This is a genomic window from Rhodopila globiformis (genome assembly GCF_002937115.1).
GTDB classification, from domain to species: domain Bacteria; phylum Pseudomonadota; class Alphaproteobacteria; order Acetobacterales; family Acetobacteraceae; genus Rhodopila; species Rhodopila globiformis.
The window spans coordinates 1-2,983 of record NZ_NHRY01000145.1; the positions used below are offsets into that span (position 1 = coordinate 1).

General features: G+C 63.5%; 2 protein-coding genes and 1 pseudogene. 2 read left to right on the top strand and 1 reads right to left on the bottom strand.

The features are described from left to right. Positions 1 to 331: 331 nt before the first annotated feature. Together CCS01_RS36130 and tnpC are read left to right on the top strand one after the other, a co-directional pair. Positions 332 to 493 (top strand): annotated as a pseudogene (locus tag CCS01_RS36130) (DUF6444 domain-containing protein); the annotation flags it as partial. Between the two features lie 232 nt (positions 494 to 725). Further along, the gene (gene tnpC, locus CCS01_RS14550) at positions 726 to 1,739 is read left to right on the top strand and encodes an IS66 family transposase (protein ID WP_146101768.1); all 1,014 of its coding nucleotides are present in this window, start codon (positions 726 to 728) and stop codon (positions 1,737 to 1,739) included. A 32-nt stretch (positions 1,740 to 1,771) separates the two neighbouring features. Here tnpC and CCS01_RS14555 read toward each other — a convergent pair whose 3' ends face one another. Continuing rightward, on the bottom strand, positions 1,772 to 2,884 hold the full coding sequence (locus CCS01_RS14555) for an IS630 family transposase (RefSeq protein WP_104519530.1): 1,113 nt from the start codon (positions 2,882 to 2,884) through the stop codon (positions 1,772 to 1,774). Positions 2,885 to 2,983 lie beyond the last annotated feature (99 nt).

Sequence of the window (2,983 nt, forward strand, 5' to 3'; positions counted from 1 at the left end):
TCGAGGCCTTCATCGCCTACTTCAACCGCACCCTCGCCAAGCCGTTCAAGTGGACCATGACCGGCAAGCCGCTCGCTGCGTGAGCGGCCGTCGAAATGGGGTTCGTTCTTCCGGCGAGGTGTACTAGAGCATGAGAGAAGAGGCCGAAGTCGCCGGAATTGCTCAGCCCCGGCTGATGGGGTGTGAATCTGAAAGCCAAAGCACAGGTTGTGCAGGCGCATATCTATGAATTTGCATTTTTCCAGCAGGTCATGCGTAAATTCCGGACATGAGCCAGTTCCCGCCTGAGATCGCCATTCGCCTCAAGGGTAAAACCTCGTTCAACGTCGCCATGACGGTGATCGAAGAGTTGTGCGCGGAGAACGCCGGTCTTCGCACCGAGAATGAGAAGCTGGCGGCGGAGAACAAACGTCTACAGGCCCAACTTGCGCAGCTTGAAGCCAAACTCGGACGTCCCGCCAAGACATCAAAGAATTCGAGCCTGCCGCCGTCTCAAGAGACCAAACCGAACGGCGGGGCGAAAGCCGGGCCGGGAACGGATAAACCGCAGCGGCGGCACGGTCGTCCGGGTGCGCATCGTTTGTTGTGCGACAACCCGACCGCGGTGAAGGACATGCGAGCGGACACATGCCCGCACTGCGCCGCGGACGTGTCCGAGGTGGAACAGAGCGAGGGCGAGATCTACGACCATGTCGAGATCCCGCTGGCGCCCGCGGTGACAACGCGTGTGGTGCTACGGCACGGAACATGCCCGTGCTGCCGCCGCGCGTTCAAGGCGGCCCCGCCGCCGCGCGTTCAAGGCGGCCCCGCCGCCGGGGATGGAGCCGGGGTCGCCGTTCGGGGAGAATGTGCGGGCGACGGTGGTGCATCTGCGACAGTGCCATGCGGTATCGTACGAGCGGACGGCGGCGCTTCTGGACGTGCAGTTCGGGATCAAATTGAGCGAGGGCGCGCTGGCGTCGATGCTCAAGGCGGCCGGTCCGGCGTTCGCGGCGCAGGTGGTGCCGATCCGCCAGCGTCTGCTGAGCGGCACGGCAATCGGGTCGGACGAGACGCGGTTCCGGGTCGGCAAGGACAATTGGTGGCTGTGGGTTTTCCAGAACCCCGACAGTTGCTGCTTCATCATGGCGCCAAGCCGCGGCAAAGACGTGGTGGAGCAGTTCCTGGACGGTGTGAGGCCGCCCGCATGGGTATCGGACCGTCTGGGTTCGCAGGCCGGATGGGCCGAGAAGCACCAGGCGTGTCTGGCGCATATCCTGCGCGATGCGCAGTATGCGATTGATTGCGGCGACACGGTTCTGGCCGGGCGGGTGATCCCGCTGCTGTGCCGCGCCATCCGGGTGTGGCGGCACCGCGAGCGTCTCGTGCTCAAATACGGCCCCGGTGTGCTTGAGGCGTTCTTCTGGCGGCATTTCCTCGCCCTTCAGGAGATGATCATGCAGCCGATCGGCGAGAACGCCGTTGCCGAGAAATTCCGCCGCAGCCTGGTGAAGTGGCAGCACAACCTGTTCGTGTTTCTCACCGAGCCGGATGTCCCTCCGACCAACAATGCCTCCGAGCAGGCGGTGCGATGGAGCGCCGTGTTCCGCAAGGTGACCAACTGCTTCCGCTCGGTCTGGGGTGCCAACCTCCACGCCGATGTGCGCTCCGTCGTTGAAACCGCACGACGACGCGGGATCGGCGCTCTGGAGGCGATCTTGCTCACGCTCAGAGGTCAGCCTCTCCCCATTCCGGCGTAGCTCATCCCCACAACCCACTCATACCAACCGCCCTAAATTTTGACCTGTGCCCAGTCGCGGCTTCCGATGGAGGTAATGACCTCTGGGGTGTCCATCGGAAAGTTCCACGCCTGACAGCACGTATCGACAATGGCTCGGTAGCTGTTCCAGATCTGCATGCTGAGGATGTTGTCACGCAGATATTCCCAGACATTCTCGGTCGGGTTCAACTCGGGCGCGTAGGGCGGCAGCGGCAGCAGGACGATATTGTCCGGGATGACCAGGCGGTGCGACTGGTGCCAGCCTGCGGCGTCGAGCACGAGCAGAGCGATTGCCCCGACGCTGACGCGCTGGCTGATCTCAGCCAGATGGATATTCATGGCCTCGACATCGACACTGGGCATGACCACGGCCGCACCGGTGCCGCGGGCGGGGCAGATGGCACCGAACAGATAGGCCCAGGTAAACCGCCGGTCACGCTTGATCCTGGGGCGTGTGCCACGCTTCCCCTCGTCTGACCTTTCCATCGAGCTGCGCTCGACGGAACCTTTGGTCAGCCTTGCCCAGAGGCGGGCTACAGTACCTTGCTGGCCAACGCGTGCTTCATCCTGGAACCAGATCTCGATCGGGCAGCCAGCATAAGCCGGTGGGATCGCGGCGCGTGCCTTGGCGGCAAAGCTTTCCTTGAAGGCTTCCTGCGCGGCGAGGTCACTCTTCGGGTGCAATGGACGCCCGGAGATGTTGCTGAAATCCAGCTTCTTCAGCAGCTTGCCGACGCTGCGCTCGTGAAAGCCGACGCAGAAACGCGCCTTGATCCGATCCCGCAGGTCGGCGCAGCGCCAGCGAACAACGCCGTCCTTTTTCGGATCCGGACCATCCTCAACCCAGCTTTCCAGTTCGCTCATCTGCGCCGGTGTCAGGCGGGGCTTGCGGCCGGAACGCACCTGATCAACCAGGCCAGCCGCGCCGTGCGCGTTGTAGCGGTGCACCCAGTCTCTCAAGGTCTGGCGGTCCATGCCACCTGCCTCGGCCGCCAGTTGCCGCGGATGATCATCCAGCACCATCGCGATCGCCAGCAGCCGCCGCGCCTGCCGTGGGTTCTTCGTGCGCGCCGCCTCGGCGCGGAGTTCGGCAGCAGTCAGGTCGTTACGGGTAATCTTGAGCAACGCCGTCGCCTCCCTTGCGAATCGACAGTTTCGCCTATCGACTCACAACCGGCGGCGTTTGAGAATCCCCAACGAGTCAAAAATTCGGGCGGTTGGTAT